The 22,190-nt window shown below is 36.1% G+C and carries 21 protein-coding genes; 3 read left to right on the forward strand and 18 right to left on the reverse strand.

What is annotated here, in order from left to right:
* Positions 1-299 precede the first annotated feature (299 nt).
* The 10 genes from DBR39_RS24325 to DBR39_RS17525 form a co-directional block, all read right to left on the reverse strand.
* Positions 300-440, reverse strand: coding sequence for a bacteriocin-like protein (locus DBR39_RS24325; RefSeq protein WP_153816321.1), 141 nt, complete (start codon positions 438-440; stop codon positions 300-302).
* 170 nt (positions 441-610) lie between these two features.
* Entirely contained in the window at positions 611-3,157 is a 2,547-nt protein-coding gene (locus tag DBR39_RS17480) for a CocE/NonD family hydrolase (RefSeq protein WP_410494262.1), read from the reverse strand.
* Positions 3,158-3,186: 29 nt separating this feature from the next.
* A complete protein-coding gene (locus DBR39_RS17490; protein WP_124535249.1) occupies positions 3,187-3,597 on the reverse strand; it encodes a hypothetical protein in 411 nt (136 codons plus the stop codon).
* A 121-nt stretch (positions 3,598-3,718) separates the two neighbouring features.
* Entirely contained in the window at positions 3,719-4,117 is a 399-nt protein-coding gene (locus tag DBR39_RS17495) for a hypothetical protein (RefSeq protein ID WP_124535251.1), read from the reverse strand.
* 95 nt (positions 4,118-4,212) lie between these two features.
* A complete protein-coding gene (gene bglX, locus DBR39_RS17500; RefSeq protein WP_124535253.1) occupies positions 4,213-6,540 on the reverse strand; it encodes a beta-glucosidase BglX in 2,328 nt (775 codons plus the stop codon).
* An 89-nt stretch (positions 6,541-6,629) separates the two neighbouring features.
* A complete protein-coding gene (locus DBR39_RS17505; protein ID WP_124535255.1) occupies positions 6,630-7,781 on the reverse strand; it encodes a hypothetical protein in 1,152 nt (383 codons plus the stop codon).
* Between the two features lie 29 nt (positions 7,782-7,810).
* Complete coding sequence (locus tag DBR39_RS17510; RefSeq protein WP_124535257.1) at positions 7,811-8,518, reverse strand: prolyl oligopeptidase family serine peptidase; 708 nt, start codon at positions 8,516-8,518, stop codon at positions 7,811-7,813.
* 78 nt (positions 8,519-8,596) lie between these two features.
* On the reverse strand, positions 8,597-9,988 hold the full coding sequence (locus DBR39_RS17515) for a glucoamylase family protein (protein ID WP_124535259.1): 1,392 nt from the start codon (positions 9,986-9,988) through the stop codon (positions 8,597-8,599).
* A 70-nt stretch (positions 9,989-10,058) separates the two neighbouring features.
* A complete protein-coding gene (locus tag DBR39_RS17520) occupies positions 10,059-11,477 on the reverse strand; it encodes a RagB/SusD family nutrient uptake outer membrane protein (RefSeq protein WP_124535261.1) in 1,419 nt (472 codons plus the stop codon).
* A gap of 10 nt (positions 11,478-11,487) precedes the next feature.
* Positions 11,488-14,304 (reverse strand): SusC/RagA family TonB-linked outer membrane protein, encoded by a 2,817-nt coding sequence (locus tag DBR39_RS17525; protein WP_124535263.1) that lies wholly within the window; start codon positions 14,302-14,304, stop codon positions 11,488-11,490.
* A 365-nt stretch (positions 14,305-14,669) separates the two neighbouring features.
* Between DBR39_RS17525 and DBR39_RS17530 the strand changes: the two genes are divergently transcribed.
* The 3 genes from DBR39_RS17530 (at position 14,670) to DBR39_RS17540 (ending at position 16,225) form a co-directional block, all read left to right on the forward strand.
* Positions 14,670-15,341, forward strand: coding sequence for a DUF4197 family protein (locus DBR39_RS17530; protein WP_124535265.1), 672 nt, complete (start codon positions 14,670-14,672; stop codon positions 15,339-15,341).
* Positions 15,342-15,381: 40 nt separating this feature from the next.
* A complete protein-coding gene (locus DBR39_RS17535; protein WP_103233488.1) occupies positions 15,382-15,687 on the forward strand; it encodes a DUF493 family protein in 306 nt (101 codons plus the stop codon).
* A gap of 64 nt (positions 15,688-15,751) precedes the next feature.
* Positions 15,752-16,225: a hypothetical protein gene (locus DBR39_RS17540; protein ID WP_124535267.1), complete on the forward strand. Its 474-nt coding sequence runs from the start codon at positions 15,752-15,754 to the stop codon at positions 16,223-16,225.
* A gap of 45 nt (positions 16,226-16,270) precedes the next feature.
* Here DBR39_RS17540 and DBR39_RS17545 read toward each other — a convergent pair whose 3' ends face one another.
* From DBR39_RS17545 to DBR39_RS17580, 8 genes are all read right to left on the reverse strand, one after another.
* On the reverse strand, positions 16,271-16,621 hold the full coding sequence (locus tag DBR39_RS17545) for an ArsC/Spx/MgsR family protein (RefSeq protein ID WP_124535269.1): 351 nt from the start codon (positions 16,619-16,621) through the stop codon (positions 16,271-16,273).
* A gap of 88 nt (positions 16,622-16,709) precedes the next feature.
* A complete protein-coding gene (locus tag DBR39_RS17550) occupies positions 16,710-17,324 on the reverse strand; it encodes a deoxynucleoside kinase (protein ID WP_103235575.1) in 615 nt (204 codons plus the stop codon).
* Positions 17,325-17,341: 17 nt separating this feature from the next.
* Complete coding sequence (locus tag DBR39_RS17555; RefSeq protein ID WP_124535271.1) at positions 17,342-18,307, reverse strand: hypothetical protein; 966 nt, start codon at positions 18,305-18,307, stop codon at positions 17,342-17,344.
* Positions 18,308-18,464: 157 nt separating this feature from the next.
* Positions 18,465-19,490, reverse strand: coding sequence for a glutaminyl-peptide cyclotransferase (locus DBR39_RS17560; RefSeq protein WP_124535452.1), 1,026 nt, complete (start codon positions 19,488-19,490; stop codon positions 18,465-18,467).
* 103 nt (positions 19,491-19,593) lie between these two features.
* Positions 19,594-20,616: a glutaminyl-peptide cyclotransferase gene (locus tag DBR39_RS17565; RefSeq protein WP_124535273.1), complete on the reverse strand. Its 1,023-nt coding sequence runs from the start codon at positions 20,614-20,616 to the stop codon at positions 19,594-19,596.
* A gap of 35 nt (positions 20,617-20,651) precedes the next feature.
* On the reverse strand, positions 20,652-21,035 hold the full coding sequence (locus tag DBR39_RS17570; RefSeq protein ID WP_124535275.1) for a VOC family protein: 384 nt from the start codon (positions 21,033-21,035) through the stop codon (positions 20,652-20,654).
* Positions 21,032-21,538 (reverse strand): GNAT family N-acetyltransferase, encoded by a 507-nt coding sequence (locus DBR39_RS17575; RefSeq protein WP_124535277.1) that lies wholly within the window; start codon positions 21,536-21,538, stop codon positions 21,032-21,034. Before DBR39_RS17575 ends, DBR39_RS17570 begins: the two co-directional genes overlap by 4 nt.
* Before the next feature lie 3 nt (positions 21,539-21,541).
* The gene (locus DBR39_RS17580; RefSeq protein ID WP_124535279.1) at positions 21,542-21,967 is read right to left on the reverse strand and encodes an SRPBCC family protein; all 426 of its coding nucleotides are present in this window, start codon (positions 21,965-21,967) and stop codon (positions 21,542-21,544) included.
* Between the last annotated feature and the right edge of the window lie 223 nt (positions 21,968-22,190).

Below are 22,190 nucleotides of genomic sequence, written 5' to 3' on the forward strand. Positions count from 1 at the left end.
ATCAAATAAAAGATTTGCATTTATACTTTTACCTTGAAGCAAAAGTATACAAAAGTTCAAGACGGGAATCATCCGCTAAAAATTTCAATGTACTCTTAAAATTTCCAAACTCGCATGGATCACATGGTTCTTCTTCGGCTCTAAATTTCGCCCATGCTCAGACAGTGGAAATTTTTTAACGGATTACATTCAAATTTTCTTAACGCTCCTGATTCCTAAGTCAATTAATGAATAGCACATAAAATAGGCTATTCCATTTCTGAGACAGCCTTTTCTTTACATTATTTTTATGAATCGAATTAATCAATAAGTCCGCATGGTGACCCTACAGAAATACATTTTTTCACGAATGAACACCAGAAGTATCCTGGCAGACACATAGGGATACCGCCTTGAACTGTTTTCAATTCTCTTTTTGAAAGTTTTCTTAGATTTTTCATAGTACTATTTTTTGTTTTTTTCCTACTCTATATGCTTTTCGGATTACGCTTTAATTTGGTAACACCAATATACATATTTTTCAAATGCAAAGATATAATCAGTTCATTTCACATCACTTATATTGAAATAAACTTTTTAATCCTACTATTAAAATCAATAAATGACCCTGTTATTCATTTAAAACCGGGATTTCCACATAACTGTCATTGTACCATTTGATCTGCAGAGGAATGGAAGCATCTTTTATGGTTTCTGTGCTTACCTCCTTCCCTGTTCCGTAATTCAATTGGGAGAACGGATTTTTATTAACATCAATTTTAACAACCAGCCTGCTTCCTTTCTGAAGTTTTTTGCTTACAAAATGGCTATTGGTAAATTCTATCCATGCTTTGTCTCCAGGTTTCAGAAGATTTCTTTTGGTAATATCTTTTGCATAGCTGGCTCTTCCGATATAATATGACAAATGGAAATACTTTCCTTCGGGAGTCAATTCATATAAAGTTACTCCCAGATCCACATCTTTTTTATTAATAGAAACATGAAGTCCTCCTAGAAAAGAGCCGTTTACAATTGTTGGTTTTTCTACCGGATTGCTGGTGAAAATGAAACCTGAACTTTTATCCAGCTCATTTTTCTCTATCGGAGACGGGTAATAATCGCTGTTGCCACTCAATTTTCGATCTTTAAAATCAACGATCTGTGAAAGGAATGTATTTTTATTGGAAGTTTTGGAATCTAAAAAGTAAGTACTTCCCTTTTTTTGATGGGAAAGGTAAAATTTCAGAACCTCATTGTTCATTTTTTCAAAGGAAGAAGCACTGCGCCATTCATTAGCTCCCATGACTTCATAATTGATTTTGTCTTTAAGGACTGATGGTTTCGGCCCATTTTTCAGGATATGATCAAACCACTCGTAGGTAATTTTATTGATATCAAAGAGGGCAACATCATCTACTTTGTATTCATTCACTTCTTTCTCACCTCCTTGCTGGGTTCCAAAATGTCCATAAGGGCCAATGATCAGATAAAACGGAGTACTTGGGCTATACTTCTGCAATTCTTTAAGATAATAAAGACTGGAGTTTTGAGAGTCGTTATAATATCCGTCAAAAGCAAGAACCGGAATAGTGATCTGTTTAAAATCGTCTTTATAAGGAGCCATCTTTTGCCAGTAATCATCAAAATCGGGATGAGTGATCCACTGTTGAAACCATCTGTTGGGCGTACCATCAATGCTGTCCATTTTGTTGTATGCTCCGCCTTTATCCCACCATGTAAACATCATTGATCTGAAACGCTGTCTGTCGTTTCCAGTTTCATTATCCAGATACTTGTTGTTTCCGACGTAAAATGCCCATTCATAATTGGGGTTAATGAATATATTATTTTCCATAGGAAGCCCCATTCCGGGACGGTTTGCCACATAAGGGACAATCGTTTTCAATGCAGGGTGCATCGTTTTACAGGCTGCCCACTGGCTGAAACCATTATAGCTGCCCCCATACATTCCTACACTTCCATTGCACCATTTTTGTTTACTGATCCAATCAATAACATCATAGGTATCAGTGGCTTCAAATTCATAGGGATTAATATCATTCGGACTCAATCTTTTGCCACGGGCATAGGCTATAACGCCTATATATCCTTTATCAGCAGTATTCTTCAAACTTTGAAGGTCCCGTCCGGTATCGCGAACATAGATTGTGAATTGAAAAACCACCGGAAGAGGCCCTTTCTCTCCTTTCTTCTTCACAACTATCGCAGAAATCATCGCTCCATCTCTGGTTTTCACCATGACACTATCCTGGATATCATAAGAACTATCCTGATTTTTAGAAATAGTCGACATGGCTTGTTGCCCCTGAACAGAGACAATTGCACATAGAAAAAGAATGAGCAGATATTTTATCATTTTTCTTTTGTTTTCGTTGACTAAGATACTAAAACCACTGCGATTGCAGTGGTTTTGTTTTGTTTGTGGACACGAGCGAGACGCTCGCGCCAGCGGGGGAAAATCCTCGATACGCCCCACATAAATTTCTATACTTGCATTTATAACTTTTCGTGTCTTTACATCTCTTGCTAAAGTGGTATTACCCATTAAATAATGTTCCGTCCCTTCTGTAGGACCTTTACCAGCTTGAACATCTAACGTAGTTGGAATGCTTGAATTCACTAATTTATTAAATTGCTCTCTTCCTGTTTCTGTTTTTTGTAGAAAAGCTCTTGCTGATTTATCTTTATCACTAGCATATTGTGTATACTCCCTCTTTCCATTATTAGCTTTTGGATCATAAACTAATTGACCTTCTTTATTTCTCCAGTCATTTACACCTCTTCCATCTGGATCAATAAATCTTATCGGATTATTTACAGCATAATTATAAACAGAATGTCTACGATATTTCTCTGCCAGCGGATCCACCACACCCCATCTTCCTAAGTCCGGCATATACATCCTTACTCCGTAATCATACATCCCGCTTTCCTGCAATTCCTTTCCATTGTACTTGTAATTCTTATAGCTTCCTTGCCCAAAGAAAGCATTTCCAGTTTTCAGATGGTTCATCCCAAATGGGTAATAATCATTAGCATCTGTGATTTCAAGAACGCCTGCGATGTTTCTTGCGGAACTTATTCTTGCATTTCCAAGATGATCCTTATACTGGAAAATACAACGGTTTCCAAGATAAAAAAAAACCACTATTTGCATAGTGGTTTCCTATTCTTTGAAATCTGATCTTATTCGTAAATTACTACCTCATTTTTCTTGATTTGGTAGCTCTTTTTGTGAGGAACTAAAACATAGCTATCTTTAATGTGAGTCCCGCTTTTCCAGATTTTTTCTTTTCCTTCTTTATTCAGGATAATGCTTTTCGCAGCTCCATCCGGAATAAAAACTTCAGCTTTTTTCATGTCTTTATTGAAAATCACTGCGGTCATCGAAGTATAACTTTTATCTGAGCTTACTTCTTTTAGTTTTATTTTCTGATTGAAAGTTTTTATACAATCATTTTTTAACTGGGAATAGGTATATCCGGCAGAACCGATACAACCGTGAACATCTCTATCTCCTCCTACCACTGGAGCTTTTTTTTGTGCAACAACTAAGGAACAAAGAAACACGGCACTGAATAAAATTGTTTTTTTCATATATAAGATTTTTTGTTTTCTGATGGATAAAACTATGTCCCCAAACGGGGTATTAGTTTTGCTCTAAGTTACAAAAAAAAGCCACTCATACGAGTAGCTTTATATTTTTTGTAATCCAGTCTTACTGATAGATCACAACATTATCTTTTTTAAGCTGGTATCCGCTTTTTTTGAAAGGCACCAATACATAGCCGTCCTTTTTCCAGGCTTTAGCTTTACCTCCGGCTCTGGTTAGGATGATGCTTCTTGCTTCGGTATCCTTAACGAAAACCTCAGCTTTTTTCATGTCTTTGCTAAAAATAACAGCAGCTATTGAAGTAGAACTTCCTTTCGGATCAACTTCTGTTAGCTTGATCTTTTGTTCAAAAGTTCTTACACAGTCTTTTTTAATCTGAGAGTAGGTATACCCTGCTGAACCGATACATCCATGTGCATCTCTGTCTCCACCTACAACATGTGTTTGTTGTGCAAATACTAAAGAACCCAGGAACATTGCGCTAAGGAAAATTGTTTTTTTCATATTGATTTTTTTATATAATAATAGTTACCGAGTTATTATTAAAAATCATGCCAAATAAACCATAACACACATTTCTGTGAATAAATTTCTTTTTATTACTTAGTCCAATTGATCTTTGAATGCTTTACATCAGCAGAGCTGGTACCAATCATAACATCAAACTCACCTGATTCCCAGTCATATTTCAAATCTCCGTTGTAGAACTTAAGAGTTTCAGGAGTGATATCGAAAGTTACCTTTCTGGATTCTCCTTTTTTCAAAAATACTTTCTGGAAGCCTTTCAGTTCTTTTACCGGTCTTGTGATACTCCCTACCATGTCTCTGATATATAGCTGAACAACTTCTGCCCCATCATAATTCCCATCATTGGTTACAGTAACCGATGCCTGAATCGTCTGATTTCCTTTAGGGCTTGTATTGGATACCGCGATATCCGAATATCCGAATTTTGTATAGCTTAAACCAAATCCAAACGGATACAATGGAGTATTACATTCATCCATATAGTTGGAACGGAATCTTTGATATTCACATTTATCAGTAAGTTCCTGACTCAATGGACGGCCTGTATTTTTGGCATTATAATAAATAGGAACCTGTCCAAGGCTTCTTGGGAAAGTCATTGGAAGTTTTCCTGACGGGTTTACTTTTCCAAATAAGACATCAGTAATTGCATTTCCTGCTTCAGATCCTGCAAACCATGCATTCAAAATAGCATCCGGAGTATCTTTCACATTGGTTAAAGCTAATGGACGCCCTGTGAAAAGAACCATAGCAATTGGTTTTCCGGTTTTCTTTAATTCATTTAATAAATCAACCTGGGATTGAGGAATTGTAATTTCAGTTCTTGAAGAAGATTCTCCACTCATTTCTGCAGATTCTCCAATAGCAAGAACGATAACGTCTGCTTTATTGGCTACATCTACCGCTTCTTTTAAAAGTTCTTCTTTGGAACGATTATCCCGGTCTGTTTTCTTTCCATGAGCTGCATAGATGTCTTCTAATTTAGCATCATAATCGATATTGGCACCTTTAGCAGAAAGGAACTTCACTTCTTTTCCGTAGTTAGCCTGAAGACCTTGCATTAAGTTGACGGCTTTATCATGTTTTGCAGCTACACTCCATGTTCCGGCCATGTTGAGTGAATTGTTCACCAATGGTCCGATTACCGCGACAGTTCCCGATTTTTTCAAAGGAAGAACCTGATTCTCATTTTTCATCAAAACCATTGACTGAGCCGCAACATTTCTTGCAACATTTCTGTTTTCAATGCTGTAAACCTCTTTTGCGGCCAGTTTTGCATCGCCATATTTGTAAGGATCTGTAAATAATCCTAAGTCATATTTTGATTCAAGAACTCTTTTTGCTGCCAGATCGATTTCTGCCTGTGTTACTTTTCCTTCAGATAAAGATTTTTTTAATGTTGTTAAAAAACCTTCTCCTACCATATCCATATCAACACCAGCTTTCAACGCCAATGCAGAAACCTGCTGAAGATCACCCATGCCATGGTCAACCATTTCGTTGATACCGGTATAATCGGTTACCACAAAACCTTTAAAGTTCCATTTATTTCTTAAAACTTCTGTTTGAAGCCATCTGCTTCCTGTTGCAGGAACTCCGTCTACTTCATTGAAAGAAGCCATTACAGAAGCTACCCCCGCATCTACAGCGGCTTTGTAAGGAGGAAAATATTCGTTAAACATTCTCACATGACTCATATCAACCGTGTTGTAATCTCTACCGGATTCACCAGCTCCGTATAATGCAAAGTGCTTTACACAAGCCAGTATATTGGTACCATTTGCAAGATCTTTGCCCTGGTAGCCGTACACCATATTTTTAGCAATTTCACTTCCTAAATACGGATCTTCACCGGAACCTTCAGAAACTCTACCCCATCTTGGCTCACGGGAAATATCCACCATTGGAGAAAATGTCCAGTTGATCCCATCAGAAGAGGCTTCTTTTGCGGCTACTCTTGCTGACTGCTGAACTAAATTCATATCCCATGAAGCGGCTAAACCTAATGGAATCGGGAATGTAGTTTCATAACCATGAATAACATCCATTCCGAAGATCAAAGGAATTTTAAGACGGCTGTTTTCTACCGCTACTTTCTGAACGGCTCTGATTTTTTCAGCTCCTTTTATATTGAATAGTCCACCGACTAAACCTTGTTCAACTTTTTTACCGATGTCGGAACTTTTAGCCAACCCTGTAGTAAAATCGCCTGAACTTGGTAAGTTAAGCTGTCCGATCTTTTCGTCTAATGTCATTTTTGACAAAAGATTGTCTACAAAAGCTTTCTTTTTAGCCTGATATTGAGCCGTCTGATAAGACTGAACGGGCTTTGTTACCATTTCCTGGGCAGAAAACACCGGCGAAAGTGCCAGCGTTGCAAGTAAAATTAACTTTTTCATAAATCTATCTTCTTATATTATTGTTTTATATTTCATTGCTTCATTGAAAGTTGGTCATCTCCAATTATTTTGTATCTGATCAGCAGCTTTTACTGATAAATTATTTCGTGTCTGATTGTTTCAATGGTATTGGTCGCTTTATTCTCTATGCAATATTCTATAGTATTTCCATATTCGTCATATTTTTCGGTTGAAAAATAGGTAGATGAGAAAAATTCCGCATGGGACTTCTTTTCATTTTCAATATAATATATGGCAATGAGCTCATCTTTTTTATTATATTCGTTCACCCTACCTTCAAGATATTCAAGTCTGTTTGCGCCTCCTCTATAGTCATCATAATCGTCTTTTGTTTTACAATACTCGCTTCCATAATGGATATTGTATGGGTCAAAATATTCAATTTCTTCCAAATGAGAGGTGAGATGATTTTTAGAAAAATCAGGACGATAGGACGACACCTCATGTAATACCAGATTGTCAAATTCATCATAATCGAAAATTTCAAGGCGAATATCCTTCATTATTTTGCTGAATGTCTCTTGATCCTCAGTTTGCATATAATGCTCAAACAAATGCAGCTTTTCTTCGTCATACAAGAAATCTCCAATTCTTATCACACGGTTTCTTTCATCAGAAACAGTATATTTGATCCAGTCATCCTCTCTTTCAATAATCATATTATCAGCAAATTCGTAAGTTTTTATGATTGTAGGATAATCAGCATTGATGTATTTTTTCCAGACCTTGCATGTCTTTCCATCTTCACTATAAACGGTATTGATATGATAAGAGTCTTCATATCCCTTGATATCAAAAATCACTTCTATAAGCCTTTCTCCCTTGAACGTATAACTGATTTCATCCTCTCCTGCTTTTACAATAAAGAACTGCTGTAAATCACCTTCTTCTTTTAATTTTTTCTTCAGAAAATCTCTGGAACCTATAGGATAAGTACTAAATCCTTCATATCCATCAAATATATTTTTAATAGAGATTACATATTCCGTATTATTTCGAGAGCGGTCATACATGATTGCTGCCTCATAATTCTGATAATATTCATAAATGGTTTCAAACTCTTCAGCCTTTTTAAAGTTTAAATCTCTTATTCTTCTTAAATTTTCAAAAAAAGCTGATGCTACAAGCTCTCCATTTTTATAACGGTGCACCTCACGGATATTCTTTTTAGTTCCGCTAAAGCTTTCTAGCATAATTCTTCCAAGTTCCATTATCTCCATTACCATTTAATTAAAAAAATTTCGTCCCCCTACTTACCTTTCTTTTTGGACAGAATCCATTCATAAAGCTGCGGGTTTGAATAGGCTGAGTCCCATGAATTGTGATTGTCATTCGGGAAAATAACCAATTCTGCCGTTGGATTTACCGGATGCAGCTTTTGATAAAAATTAAAAGCATTGACAGGTAACACGATATCATCCATTCCTCCATGAAATATTTTCATATTCAAATCTTTAAATTGATGAATATTAGCCGTCATTACCTGATCTGTAGGAGCACAGACTGAGGCCACTGCGGCAAACATTTCCGGGTGCTCCATTGCCAGCTTCAAAGTTCCCCAGCCTCCCATAGAAAGTCCTGTAAGATAGATACGGGATGCATCAATTTTATATTTTTTCTGAATTTCCTTGATCAGATTATAGACCGTAACGGTATCCCACCATGCCCCTTCGGGACATTGCGGAGCCAAAATAGCCACTGGTTCTTTGATCAGGTTTTTATACGTAAACGGGCTGTGTGCTTTTACCAGCTCAAGATTATTTCCACGTTCACCGGAACCATGAAGAAAGACAATCAAGGGCACATTTCCTTTTGTATTCTGAGGATAATCCAGAATATAGGATATTTTTTCTGTCCTTTTAATTTCTTTATTTAATTCTCCTTTTATTTCCTGCGCATTCATTTGCATTGAAAACGGCAGGAGTAAAATGGGAAGATGTTTCAATTTTAGTTTCATATTGTTATTTAGGTTTTGGCTAAAGCCAATGGATTTGATCTTTTTTATTTAAACGGACTAAAACCCATTTCTATTGAATTATTTTATTCCATATTTGGCTGACTGGAAGCTTAATTTTTTCAATCCCTGTTGGATTTCCGGAGCATTCATGAATAATTTCCATAAAAATCCTGTTCTGTAGTTTTCGATCATCGGAGCAATTGTTCCCTGATCGATCGCTAAATATCTTGGTGTCGTCCAATTGTCATAATTGATCGAAGTGGCATCGTAAGGACCTGCAGAACCGATGAATTCAGGCTTTTGGGTATAGATGAACCTCAGGAAAGCCATTGATTCTTTGGGTGAATACGGAAAACTGCTCAATGCAGCTGTAGGAGTGATTACCCCGTTATCATTTTGCGGAAAGTGAGCATCATAGCCAACGCTTCCATCTTTATTTCTTGAATAGCCGGCTGTTAACCCCCAATAATTTGGTCCGTAACCTTTCCATTGTTTTGGATTCTCAACACAGTATTTATAGTCGATAAGGACTTGATTTTTATTTAAATCAAAATAATTTTTAATTAATTTATCGGATAAGTTTGTCGGATCTAAGCCAATGTATGAATATTGCGTCCAGAATAATGGTCCTCCATATTCTTCAGCTCCATTGTGTTTTACATACATTGGAAGTCCGTATTTTTCTTTATCTGAAAGGTAGGTTCCATTTCTGGTCCAGCCTTTATAATACGTCTCCGCATCGATAGAATAAGTTGGCGAAGAGGCTGCTAAAATATAGGTAATGAGACATTCATTGTATCCTTCAAGAGGAAAATTCATTTCCCATTGGTATTCCGGTGACCAGTGCCAATACAATACTTTTTCACCTCCTTTGGTATACCAGTTCCATTGAATTCCCTTCCATAGCTCGTCACATTTTGCAGCTAATGCTTTTTCTTCAGGAGTTCCATTTTTAAAATACTCACGAACCATCAGTATTCCTGAAGTAAGGAATGCGGTTTCCACAAGGTCACCTCCATTATCTTTTTTACCAAAAGGAACGGTTTTTCCGGTTTCTCCATTGATCCAATGTGACCAGGCTCCTTTGTGACGGTCTGCCTTTGCCAGAAAATCCATGATATGAGTAAGTCTTTTTACAGCATCTTTTCTCGGAACAAATCCTCTTTCTACCCCTACCAGAATCGTTGCCAATCCAAATCCTGAGCCTCCTGTAGTAATAACATGCTTATCATTATCCGGATAAATATTGTCTTCATGATAACGTTCTCTTCCTAACATCGACTTTGGTTCAGCATAGTCCCAAAAATACTTAAAGGCATCTTTCTGTACTCTGTCCATCAGCTGTTCATCAGTAATATTACTTTTTACAGCTTCAGATTTTCCAATTTCCTGTTGTTTGACAGGAATATTTTTACAGGAATACACAAAAAATAAAGAGGTAACGGCAATTGATAATATATTCCTTTTCATGAGATCTCTTTTATTGGGTTCTAAAAGAAGAGGAGAACTTTCATTCTCCTCTAATGTTTATGATTTATTTTTAATAGCCAGGGTTTTGTGTAAACAATCCTAAACTTGCATTCATTGCATCCAATGGAATCGGGAATAATTCGTTCTTCCCTGCTTTGAATCCATAAGAAGCAAGTACCGTAGCTGCCTGCCCCGTTCTTACAAGATCTACGAAACGGTCACCTTCCATAGCAAGCTCTACTCTACGTTCATGCCAGATAGCTGTTCTTAATGCTCCTTGCGTTGTAGCTGTGGTTCCTGTTAGTTGAGCTCTGCTTCTAACCCTATTAAGGTTAGTAGTTGCTGTAGAGGTATTACCCAATTCGTTAGCTGCTTCTGCATTGATTAACAGAATCTCAGCAAATCTTAAAATTCTGATATTTTGTTTTGAACCATAAGCACAAGCACTATTATTCAACGCTTTCGGAACATATACTTTTTGGTTAAATGTCGTTACAGAGTTTGGATCTCCCATCGCAATAAGATCTCCTTCCGGAGTAGTCTCTCCATTTCTAAGAATAGTAAGTTCTTTTCTGATATCTCCTGGCTCAAATGCATTTTCCAATGCCTGAGAAGGTGTAAAGAATCCCCATCCAAACTGGTTTCTTACTCCTTGGACCTCTGCATACTGGCTTCCTCCGAATTGAGTTGAACATTCATTATTTACTTCAAATACTGATTCTTTTCCAAATTCTCCTGCAATTCTGAATACATGATTGAAGTCTGGATCTAAATCATATCCCATAGACATCACCTGATTAGAAGTTTCGTATGCTTTCTGCCAATCTTTTTTGTACAGATAAACTTTTGAAAGCAATCCCAAAGCGGCTCCTTTGGTTACTCTTCCAAGATCTGCTGCTGCATAGGTCTGAGGAAGAATAGCTGCAGCACTGGTAAGATCTGAAATAATAAAGTTATACACTTCTTCTGCAGAGTTTCTAGGGACTGTATAAGTAGAAGGAATTCCGTCAAAGATAGGAACACCACCGTAGATTCTCAATAAGTTAAAATAAAAATAGGCTCTCAGCATTTTTGCTTCAGCAATCAATCTTATTTTTAAGGTGGCATCCATGTCAATTTTCGGAACATTTGTAATCACCTGGTTACATCTGTTCACTGCCTGCCATTGTCCGATCCAGTATCCTCTAACCCCATCATCACTTACGGTGTAAGTAAATTGGTCGTAAGCATTGATAAAGGAAGCATCCCCAGGGTTAGATCCTTTCACCACATCATCTGCTGGTACTCCAAATACAAACTGATAAGGAAATGCAGAATTTTCCCAGCTTCTTAAAAACACGTAAATTGCGTTAGTAGCCTGCATCGCATCATCCTGAGTTTTGAAAAAGGAATCAGCTTCTGTTACTCCTTCCTGTTTTATATCCAGATAATCATCTTTACAACTTATTACAAGTGAAAATAAAGCGATGGATAAAAATATTTTTTTCATGTTCTTCTAATTAAAATGTTAAGTTCATACCGATTGTATAAATGGCTGAAATTGGATAAATATTATTATCAACCCCCATTTGCACTCTGTCTGTATTCATAATCTCTGGAGAGAATCCATGGTATTTAAAGCTTGTCCAAGGGTTCTGAGCACTTAGATACAGTCTGAATTTGGTAAGTAATAAAGATTTTGCAAAGTCTTTCGGTAAATTATACCCTACTGTAATATTTCTGATTCTGAAATAGCTTCCATCTTCTACGAAGAAACTGCTTGGCAGAATAACAGACTGATTATTGGTAGTCATTGGATATGCATTGGAAGTCCCTGCACCATTCCATCTGTTGTTGTAGAAATCAAGATCCCAGTTTTCATTTCCATAACGTTGTTCACGGTTATAGTTATAAATCTTGTTACCAAATACTCCCTGGAAGTCAACGGCAATATCAAAGTCATAAACATTTAAATTAACTCCAAATCCATAAGTTCCTTTCGGAATAGGGCTTCCTAAGAATGTTTTATCTCTGGTGTCAATAACTCCGTTTCCATCTATATCAGCAAATTTAAGCCATCCTGCTTTTGCTCCGGTTTGACCAGAAGCAGCTGCTTCTGCATCAGATTGGAACACACCTGCTACCTCATATCCATAATATGCTCCTACAGGCTGTCCGTTTTGTAGTCTCACAATAGAGTTTCCGAATAAACTAGCTCCTGTTTCAAGGTATGAGCCTTGGTATACGGATGTAATTTTATTTTTAAGAGTAGTAAGGTTACCATATACTCCTAATTTTACTTTATCAGAAATTTTCGTATCATAATTTACGGCAACTTCAAAACCTCTGTTATTAAATGAATAGGCATTAGTAACAAAGTTTTTCCAGTTACTTGCTCCCGAAACGGTTCCTTGTGTAACACCATATACTACATCCTTAGTGTCTTTATCAAAATAGGTTGCATCAATTTTCAATTTGTTATTGAATAATCCCATTTCTAAACCAATATCTCTACCTGTTGTAGTTTCCCAGCCTATGTTTGGGTCAATCACTCTGTCAATGGTCTGTGCAGGAGCTCCGGAATTTCCATAATAAGCACCTTCTTTAAGAATTGTAGTTCTTAAAGTATAAGCTCTCGTTACATCGGGATTACCCAATTTTCCCCAGCTTGCTCTTAACTTCAAAAGGCTGAATACATTCTGATTGCTCATAAAGTTCTCCTTGGAAATTACCCATCCAGCACTTACCGCAGGGAATACTCTGTGTCTGTCTCCTGATGAATATTTTGAAGTACCATCCCTACGAACAGATCCGTTTACCAGATATTTCCCTTTATAATCATAGTTCACTCTGCCAAACATAGACTCAATTCTATCCTGATAAGGAACTACATCATATCCTTCTACATCCTTATCAATCATAATGATATTGGTCCCGTTGAAAATATTCATGGAAGCATTCGTTCCGTCATAATTAACGTTAAGTGCTTCTAAATAAGTTTGAGAATAGGAATTCCTTGTTCTGGAGAAACCAGCAAGAATTTCAAGGTTATGATCTCCTAATGATTTTTTCCAGCTTAATGTATTATCCCAAATATAATTTCTATTTCTTGAATCTCTTGTAATAAGTTTATTAGGCTTCTGATCAGAAACAGGAACATAATTAAATGTAGGTGTATACTCGTAAAGGTTTGTATTATAATTATCTGTTGTATAGCTTATTCTTAAAGTAAAGTCCTGTAAGAATTTATATTCAGCCCATACATTGTTCAATAATCTTTCCTGTCTGTTCTGAGAACGGTATAGGTCTAGTATAGCTCTTGGGTTAGGGATAGAATATCCATTAAAGAACTGATATCCGCCGTCGTTCGGATTCATCACAGAGAAAATAGGAGGAGCGTTATAAGCATTCAATAAAGGATTCTTTGCCTGATCAGTACGCATTTTGGAGAACGTGAAGTTATTCCCGATGGTTAAGTTATCAGTAATCTTATAACTAAGGTTTAATTTTGTATTAAGTCTATTAAATCCTGATCCTGAATTAATCCCTTGTCCTGCAGCAATATTACCTTCATCCTGTAGATTCCCTATACTCGCATAATAATTAAGCTTTCCTAAGCTTCCGGAAGCAGAAAAATCATTAGAATTAATGATACTTGTTCTGAAAATCTCGTTGAACCAGTCTGTGTCTGCCGGAAAATTTGCTCTGGAAAGAGCTCCGTTAAGATTTCCATTATCATTCATCAGCTTCTCATTATAAAGCTGAATGTATTGGTCTGAATTAACCATCTTAGGAACATTGGTAACCTTCTTAATTCCTAAATAAGAATTGAAATTGAATATTGGTTTTCCTCTTCCTGTTTTTGTCTTAATGATTACCGCTCCGTTGGCCGCTCTAGCTCCGAAGATTGCTAAACTGGAAGGATCTTTCAGTACACTCATGGATTCAATATCCTGAGAACCAAGGAAAGAAATATCATCCGTGATCATTCCGTCAACAATGAATACTGTTTTACCAGTAAGGGAACCTACTCCCCTGATATCTACTCTTGGTGAGCTTCCAGGCGTACCGGAATTTAGAATCTGTACCCCGGATAATTTACCTTGTATTGAGCTTATTGGGTTAGCGTTCGGTTTATCGGCAAGATCTTTTGCTGAAATCATTCCGATACTTCCCGTCACGTTTTCTTTTTTCTGAGACCCATATCCGATCAAAACTACTTCCTCGATCTTCTGCTCTTTGGCAGTCGTATCTTTTGGAGTAGTCTGTGCATTGACATTCATACCAAAGTACAGAACGGCAATGAGACATGAGTACTTTAAATTACTTTGTTTCATATAGTTTCAATTTTATTCAAATAAATTCAAATTTGTACCTGTCTTAAATAGTGGAGTTATTTAAAATCTCAAAAAAAGACATTAGCCAAAAATATAAAAAATATCCTACAATGTTAATTTATCTTAAACATTTAAAAATTATCAGCTTTTATTAGATAAAACCCGACAACCCATCAAGTTTTATAATTTTATATTCAAAATAATTATGAATTAAATATCATATTATTAATATCAAATTAACATTTTTAACACAAAAATTCACCAAACAAGCACTTGAATTTAATATTTTGTTAAATAGAGAATAGTAATTACCTTTGGTGCAGTTTTTGAGAAAAGCATTTAGGAAATAAACAATAAAAAGATCAATGAGAAAATATATCATTGCAGCCGCTCTTTTAATCGGGACTGGTGCTGTCATTACCACCACTGTACAATCTTGTACATCACTGGCCACATCGGATATGGGGCTTTCTATTATTAAAAGAATCCTGCTCAATGGTATTGATAAAGGAATGGGAATCTACGGGAACAAAGAGGCCTTTCTTCAGAATAATATGGTAGACAAAGCGCTTCCAAAAGAGCTGAGAGATATCAACTCCATGCTGGAAAAAGTAGCTCCGTCGCTGGTAGCCAAAGAAAGAGATTATATTGCACAGGCAGCAGCTTATACAGTAAACACCTCAAAACCTATTTTACAAGATGCTGTAAACAGCCTGAACGCTCAGGATGTAACAAGAATTATGCAGGGAACCACTGCTACACAGATTCTGAAGGAAAAGACCTCCCAGCAGCTTATTTCTGCTATTGCTCCCAAAGTAGATGAGAAACTGAATGAATATGGAATTGTAAAAACAATCAATTCAGCATTATCGGGAAGTAATTTTCTGAGCGGTCTTTTAGGAGGAAATAAAAATACAGTGAACTCAGGTGGATTGAGCCAGCTGGCTTCTGAACAACTGGTCAATGGATTATTCAATATTATTGAAGATTATGAGCACCAGAACTCCAAATCTCTGCTAGGACCATTTGGAAAATAAGAGAAATTTCGTTATATTTATATTATATTAACAATTGGAGATGGACATATTACAAGGAAATCAACACGCAAATCCTGAAGATTTTTATAAGTCTTTGAAGGAGAAACTGGAAGATCATCATGATTTTCCGGAAGATTATTTATTTAAATTTATTATTCCTACAGACCAGTCAAAACTTACTGAAATTTATAAGGTTTTTGATGGTATCAGATTCACATTAGGAAACCGTGAAAGTAAAAATGGAAAATATACTGCCTGTAACATTAATGCATTTGTTTTGGATGCGAATCAGGTTGTAACGATTTATCAGGAAGTTGCAAAAATAGAAGGCGTTATTCTATTATAAAAACACAGACCGTTTCATAGTAATGAAACGGTTTTTTATTGTATAAAAAATAAACAAGAACAGCATGAACATCCAATTGATCCTATTTAATGTTATTTTAGGAATATCTTCCACCAGCTGTATGCATCAAAACAATAGAGGAAATAACGAAGCTAATATTACCTCTGAAGTCCAGAAACAAAGAATTGAAAAGATCCAGTTAACGGAGAGAACAAGAGGATTTAGCAAAAGCATTGTTCTTACATCAGCTTCAAAAATGGTGAATACAAACGAAGTGATAGACAATTCTAAGACTGCTCCTTCAGAATGGAAAAACATCTCCAAGCTGGCAGAAAGTATTTCCTTATCCAAAATAGCAGATCTCCCATCACCAACTACAGGAAGACATTCTGACCGTGCATTGGCAGCTACCATTATTATTACTTCCAATGGAACGGATTATACGTCTGGAAGTTTCGACTCCGGCTACCCTCCAAAAGAGCTGGAAGCTTTATATAATGCTATCATGGGAACCCAAAGTGAAAAGAAAGCTCCATAAAATAAAAAAATCCGCTCTTTTATAGAACGGATTTTTTTTGCTATTTTATTTCTCAATAAAGAATTTCACATTTTCAATAGGCCTTCCCAGCATCGCCACTGAGCCTTTTACCAGAATCGGCCTTTGGATCAAAGATGGATTTTCAGAAAGAATCCTGATCCATTCTTCTTCAGAATAGTTTTTATCTGCGTAATTTTCAACATACATCTTGTCCGTTTTACGAATGATATGAAAAACACTCTGATTCAGTTTTTTCAGTACAGTTCTTATCTCAAGAATACTTAACGGATCCTCAACAATATTAATGATCTCAAAAGGTACTCCGTTTTCGTCAAGATACTCCAGTACGGCATTTGACTTTGAACAGTTCCCGTTATGTAAAACTTTAACTACCATGATATAATTATTCAAAAAGTTAAACTTGTTGTAAACAAATTTAAAAAGAATTAAATTGAGTATGTCTTAATGTTCTGATAAAAATATGTTAAAACAGCCCGTGAAGTTCTGTTTCAATTTTCTCCAGAATCAGCCCGAAATCTTCCGGTTTTTCAACAAAATCAAGATCATCTACTTCAACAATCAGAAGCTTTCCTTCTGTATAATTGGAGATCCATTTTTCATATTTCTGGTTCAGCTTTGAAAGGTATTCAATACTGATAGATGCTTCGTACTCACGACCTCTTTTGTAGATTTTTTTTACCAGATTGGGAACATCTGATTTCAAATAGATAAGCAGATCCGGAGCCGATACAAAAGACTTCATCAAATCAAAAACGGACGAGTAATTGTTGAAATCTCTGTCCGAAAGAAGATTCATATCATTTAAGTTTTCTGCAAAAATATGGGCATCTTCATAAATGGTACGGTCCTGAATGATATTCTTACCACTTTCTCTGATCTCCTTCACCTGACGGAATCTGCTTCCCAGGAAATATACCTGCAGGGCAAAACTCCACTTGCTCATATCCGAATAAAAGTCTTCCAGATAAGGATTGTGATCTACGTCTTCAAATTGTGCATCCCATCCGTAATGCTTAGAAAGCATCGTCGTCAAAGTTGTTTTTCCTGCTCCGATGTTTCCGGTAACTGCAATATGCATATTCTTTTTCCTTGTATTTACTGATTAATAAGCTTTTCTACTTCTACAGACTGAACTTCGGAAACATCTTCAATCAATTTCTGTAGGGTATTGTCTGAAGGTTTCTCTACTGTATTCTCATTGGGTTTTTCTTCAGTTTTTTCTACGGGTTTTTCTGTAGAGGGCTGTAGAGTTTCCGGCTGAGCATCCAGCTGTTTTTGCTGTTTGGCTTTCTTTACTTTTTCAAGGCTGTAAAGATAGAGTTTGTTCCCTTTGATTTCAAAATAAGAAAGGATGTTTTTATCCACAATTTGCGCATCCTGATCTTCAAAAACGGTTACCATTCCTTTTTCAGGAACATATTGTGAAATGAAATTATTCGCAATGACCAGAATGGCATCATTCTCTCTTCTAAATCTTTTCCCGTTATCTAAAGGAGCTTCGAAAAGTTTTTCAAATTTCAGGCTATAAATCCTGATGTGTTTTCTCGTTAAAATATAGACTTTATTTTCATAAACCAGCATATCCGTCAGATCCTCAAAACTAATGTCAAAAGGGTATGAATTGATCGTTGTATCGTTTCGGAAATTATACTGTATCAGCCGTTTTGTACTGTCATCCAGAAGCCACAACTGCTGCTGATCTTCTGCATAAGCCATTCTTATAAAACCAAATTTCTGCTTAAAATCCAGCTTTTGAATTTCATTCATATTCTGGTCTACGAATTTCATATCCTGTGCATTTTCAGAAAATAAAGGCACATTCAGAGGATTTTGTACCGACTGCACTTTGTAGGGAACAGTAAACATCATTTTGCCAATCTGCTTTCCTAAAGAATCATATTTGGTAAAACTAAAATCTTTGTTTTTATAGATATACAGACTTCCGTAGTCATCGGCAAGCATATCTTTGGCTTCCTTCAATTTCAAAGTATCCAAAGAAATAACATTCTGCGCCGAAACCGTACAGAAAAGGAAAAAAAATAGTATGTTTAAAAACTTCACTCTGTTTTTTTAATGTGTTGAATATACTGAAAAATAATTTCATCCAAAAGAGGGTAAAACTTAATAAAATTTTCTTTACTAGTAATCAAAATCGAGACCATCTTGCCGATGAAAAAAGAACACTCTACCCAATGTAAACCTTTTGATATATTGAAGGTTACTTAAAAGCAACTTCATAAATTTTTGACCAGTTTTTACCCGTCACCAGCATATTGTCCCCTTTAAATGCAATTCCATTTAAAACATGTTCACTGTCACCTCCATTATTCTCCTTTGTCAATTGGGTAAAATCAAACTTCCCTACAACTTCTCCGGTTGCTGGATTAATCTTTAAAACAACGGGTTTATGCCAAACATTGGAATAGATAAAACCATTGTGGTATTCCAGCTCATTCAGTTGATCATAAATTGTGGTATTTCCTGCGACACAAACCGTCCTTACTACTTTTGACGGATTGTTTACATCCAGAAAGTAAAGATTTTTGGAACCATCTGTAGCGATCAGGTTTTTCCCGTCATACGTAAGCCCCCATCCTTCTCCGATGATGTTGGGTAAAGGAAATTCGGATATCTTTTTCAACGTATTTTTATCGTAAATAAATCCAATTTTATTCTGGTAAGTGAGCTGATATATTTTATCGCCAACAATGGCACAACCTTCAGAAAAAATCTTGGCAGGCTGCTTTGCAACAATCGCAGGAGCAGTTGATCCTAAAGTATATTTTATAAGCTGCGAGGCATTGTTCATCCCATCGCTTTCATACACTGTATTTCCTTCTACCACAAAACCTTCAATAAAATTCTTCGGATTATGAGGATAGTCAGCTACTATTTTGTAGGGAATATTCTGTTCGGGGATTTTTGAAAATACATTGATGGTAGCATCCTGATTCAGCACTTCACCTCCTTTTGTTTTGATGATAAAGATGACATTGTTATCTCCCAAAGTGAAAAACTTCGGATCAATCGCTAAGTCCGTTGTTTCTTTATCTCTGAAGCTGACCGCTATGCTTTCTGTATTTTCTGTAATTTCTTTCGGCAATTCAATTTTATCTCCGAAATGATAGCCTTTTTTCTCTTTTGAGTTATTATAATCTGCCAGAGAATCAAGCATTTTTTCGTTGTTACTACATGATGCAAGCAAAAGAACTGCTGCAAAACCAACAGTAATATTTCGTTTAATAAAATTGTTAATCATTTATCAAAAATACTAAAATTTTAATCCTTAAAAAGGAAAATAGCGCCCCATAGAGCGCTACTATATTTTTCATTAATCCATGAAGGTCTTATTTGATCTGAACTTCATAGATCTTTGGCCAGTTTTTCCCTGTTACCAGCATATTATCTCCTTTGAAGGTAATTCCGTTCAATACATCATCACTTCCTTTGGTATTCTGTTTTGCAATTTCTGTAAAGTCAAACGTTCCAACGACTTCTCCATTGGCTGGGTTGATCTTTAAAACAATAGGTTTCTGCCATACATTCGCATAGATAAATCCGTTGTGGAATTCTAGTTCATTCAATTGGTCATATGCCTGAGAACTTCCTGCAACAGCGATATATTTGATCAGTTTTGAAGGGTTATTTACATCGAGGAAATACAATAGTTTACTCCCGTCAGAAGCGATAAGGCTTTTTCCGTCATACGTCAATCCCCAACCTTCTCCCAATACATTGGGATAAGCAAATTCTGACAACAGCTTTAAAGAACTTTTATCATAGATATATCCTTTTTTACTCTGCCATGTCAATTGATATACTTTATCTCCTACGATGGTACTTCCTTCAGAAAAGTCTTCCTGAGCCTGTTTGGTAGAAGCAAGCGGAGTGGTTGTTCCCAACGTATATTTTAAAATCTGAGAAGATCCGTTTTGCCCGTCACTTTCATAGATGGTATTTCCTTCGATCTGGAATCCCTGTACAAAGTTTTTAGGATCATGAGGATATTCTGCTACAATCTGATATGCGATATTTTTTTCAGGATTTTTTGCAAATACATTGATGGTAGCATCCTGGTTCAGGACCTCCCCCCCTTTTGTTTTGATATTGAATGTAACGGCATTATCACCCAGTGTAAAAAATTTCGGATCAATAGTCAAATCCGTTGTTTCTTTATCCCCGAAACTGATCGTTACGCTTTCTGCATTTTCTGTCACCTCTTTCGGAAGCTCAAACTTATCTCCGAAATGGTATCCTTTCGCCTCCATAGAAAGATTATAGGTATTTAATGTATTAAGAATCTCTTTATCCTTATTACAAGATGCCAATAATAAAATCGCTGCGAAACCTGCTATTATATTTTTTTTCATTGATTTTCTAAATATTTCCCCAAAAATAGCAAATTTTATTCCGTATTGCCAAGATTATCTACAGCCTGTCCAAATTGTAATCTATATCCGTTGTTGTCATAGACTGCAAATTCTCTCATTCCCCATTCAAAAGTCTCAATCTCATAACAGACTTTGGCTTTTGTTTTAAGGTCTTCCCAAAGGTCATCCACGTCATTTACGTTAAAATAAAATGATCCTGAAAAGCCAATTGAAGCAGGATTTTCATGCCGGTTAGGCTGAGAAAGCATAATAAGTACCTCATCTTTACGAAGAGAAGCCCATTGCCAGTCGTCATTTCTATCCATAAGGGTAAAACCAAGGATATTCATATAAAATGCTATGGTCTCATCAAGATTTTCTGTCCAGAGAATAGGACGAAGTGCCGTAAACTGTGTCATAATTCCTTTAATTCAAAAGTATTTTTATGAATTTTCATATTCAGGGAAATCCATGTTTCTTGATCAATCTTTGCTTCGCTTTTAACGTTAGGATCGAATGCAAAACCAACTTTCCTGTAACATTCAATAGCTCCGGTATTCCAGTCGTAAACGTTAAGTTCTGCAGTTTCTTTATCAAAATGACTGAAACCGTATTTCAGAAGCTCCTGCATTACTTTTTTGCCATACCCTTTTCCCCTGTTGTTTTCATCCCAGATCAGAATTCTTCCCAAAAGGAATGTCTTTTCTTTCAAAAAAATCTGAGCATGCCCCATTGTATTTCCGGTCTGGTCTGTAATTTTAAATAAGGTTCTGTTTTTATCAGACAAATCGGTTTCCAGCTGTTGTTCTGTAAGCGGAAATTGGTAGGCAGGTCCGGCAAACTGAAGAAGCATTCTTTCATCGGTTATCTTTGAAATAAGCAACGGTACATCTTCAATTGTAAAAGGCAGTAATGTAATCATGATTTAGTTTTCCAGATATATTTTTAAACTTTGTCCTACGATAGCTTTCCAGCCTTGTGTAAAGTTTTCTCTTGAAAATCCGTCGCCTAAATCTATGAAGTTTTCAATTCCCTCATGGGTCAGCGTTATCACAGTCTGTCCATCTTCAGATTGTAATTCCCAGGTGACCACTGTTTTCAAAGGTGAAGAATCAGGATATGACCATGTATGTTTTAGCTTCTGATTGGGTATTATTTCTAAAATTTCACCTTGATGATGGTATTTATTTTCCCCGCCAGGTTCGTAGAAATTGAATTGCTTCCCTATTTCTAAGTCAAAATCCTGGATATCAAAATACCAGGATTTCATTTCATTTTTATCGGTTAATGCTTTCCATACTTTTTCAGCCGGAGCATTTATTGTGTACTGAACAGTGATTGGTGTGTTCATATTATGGATTTAATATGTTTAATTTTACAATATTTTGGTTGAAATATTTAACTACAAAAGTCACATTTTTTTTAAACACTTAAGTTGTTTAAAGTTTAAGTTTCTACTAGCGAGAAGTACACTTAAGTTCTGAAAATCCTAAGATTTTCATTTTGTAAACTTTTTACAAGTGCCTGTTCATTTTAGACTAAATTCTTTTGTGACTTTTGCGGTTTTCTTTTTA

Source organism: Chryseobacterium sp. KBW03, from assembly GCF_003852415.1.
Taxonomy (GTDB): Bacteria; Bacteroidota; Bacteroidia; order Flavobacteriales; family Weeksellaceae; genus Chryseobacterium; species Chryseobacterium viscerum.

Coding starts and splice junctions, on each gene's coding strand:
- DBR39_RS24325 (WP_153816321.1), bottom strand. CDS start 440: ATGAAAAATCTAAGAAAACTTTCAAAAAGAGAATTGAAAACAGTTCAA.
- DBR39_RS17480 (WP_410494262.1), bottom strand. CDS start 3,157: ATGCAAATAGTGGTTTTTTTTTATCTTGGAAACCGTTGTATTTTCCAG.
- DBR39_RS17490 (WP_124535249.1), bottom strand. CDS start 3,597: ATGAAAAAAACAATTTTATTCAGTGCCGTGTTTCTTTGTTCCTTAGTT.
- DBR39_RS17495 (WP_124535251.1), bottom strand. CDS start 4,117: ATGAAAAAAACAATTTTCCTTAGCGCAATGTTCCTGGGTTCTTTAGTA.
- bglX (WP_124535253.1), bottom strand. CDS start 6,540: ATGAAAAAGTTAATTTTACTTGCAACGCTGGCACTTTCGCCGGTGTTT.
- DBR39_RS17505 (WP_124535255.1), bottom strand. CDS start 7,781: ATGGAGATAATGGAACTTGGAAGAATTATGCTAGAAAGCTTTAGCGGA.
- DBR39_RS17510 (WP_124535257.1), bottom strand. CDS start 8,518: ATGAAACTAAAATTGAAACATCTTCCCATTTTACTCCTGCCGTTTTCA.
- DBR39_RS17515 (WP_124535259.1), bottom strand. CDS start 9,988: ATGAAAAGGAATATATTATCAATTGCCGTTACCTCTTTATTTTTTGTG.
- DBR39_RS17520 (WP_124535261.1), bottom strand. CDS start 11,477: ATGAAAAAAATATTTTTATCCATCGCTTTATTTTCACTTGTAATAAGT.
- DBR39_RS17525 (WP_124535263.1), bottom strand. CDS start 14,304: ATGAAACAAAGTAATTTAAAGTACTCATGTCTCATTGCCGTTCTGTAC.
- DBR39_RS17530 (WP_124535265.1), top strand. CDS start 14,670: ATGAGAAAATATATCATTGCAGCCGCTCTTTTAATCGGGACTGGTGCT.
- DBR39_RS17535 (WP_103233488.1), top strand. CDS start 15,382: ATGGACATATTACAAGGAAATCAACACGCAAATCCTGAAGATTTTTAT.
- DBR39_RS17540 (WP_124535267.1), top strand. CDS start 15,752: ATGAACATCCAATTGATCCTATTTAATGTTATTTTAGGAATATCTTCC.
- DBR39_RS17545 (WP_124535269.1), bottom strand. CDS start 16,621: ATGGTAGTTAAAGTTTTACATAACGGGAACTGTTCAAAGTCAAATGCC.
- DBR39_RS17550 (WP_103235575.1), bottom strand. CDS start 17,324: ATGCATATTGCAGTTACCGGAAACATCGGAGCAGGAAAAACAACTTTG.
- DBR39_RS17565 (WP_124535273.1), bottom strand. CDS start 20,616: ATGAAAAAAAATATAATAGCAGGTTTCGCAGCGATTTTATTATTGGCA.
- DBR39_RS17570 (WP_124535275.1), bottom strand. CDS start 21,035: ATGACACAGTTTACGGCACTTCGTCCTATTCTCTGGACAGAAAATCTT.
- DBR39_RS17575 (WP_124535277.1), bottom strand. CDS start 21,538: ATGATTACATTACTGCCTTTTACAATTGAAGATGTACCGTTGCTTATT.
- DBR39_RS17580 (WP_124535279.1), bottom strand. CDS start 21,967: ATGAACACACCAATCACTGTTCAGTACACAATAAATGCTCCGGCTGAA.